The sequence below is a fragment of the Vibrio sp. 1249-1 genome (assembly GCF_033340495.1).
On record NZ_JAWOWJ010000984.1, the window covers coordinates 1 to 555 of the forward strand.

Genomic DNA, 555 nt, shown 5'->3' on the forward strand with positions numbered 1-555 from the left:
AGTCGGTACTTCAAGGTTGAAGATTGGAATGTGCTTAGTTGGCGCATCTTCAATCGAGCCATCTAGGATCGCATCAATGATGCCGCGCGTATCTTGGATAGAGATACGTTTACCTGTGCCGTTCCAGCCAGTGTTCACTAGGTATGCTTCTGCACCTGCGGCTTCCATACGTTTTACCAGTACTTCTGCGTATTTAGTTGGGTGAAGTGTTAGGAACGCTGCGCCAAAACATGCAGAGAATGTTGGTGTTGGTTCAGTAATGCCTCGCTCTGTGCCAGCCAGTTTTGCAGTAAAGCCAGATAGGAAGTGGTATTTGGTTTGCTCTGGAGTCAACTTAGACACTGGCGGTAGCACGCCAAATGCGTCTGCCGATAGGAAGATCACTTTGTTTGCGTGACCGCCTTTTGATACTGGCTTAACGATGTTTTCGATGTGGTAGATAGGGTAAGAAACACGTGTGTTTTCTGTCTTAGAGCCGTCATCAAAATCGATAGAGCCGTCGCTACGAACCGTTACGTTTTCTAGCAACGCATCGCGGCGGATCGCGTTGTAGAT

1 protein-coding gene is annotated in these 555 nt (G+C 48.1%); it reads right to left on the minus strand.

The genetic code is table 11. From position 1 onward, the window contains the following. The coding region (locus R7Z50_RS30045) for a phosphoenolpyruvate carboxykinase (ATP) (protein ID WP_318150093.1) at positions 1-555 on the minus strand (555 nt) is incomplete at both ends.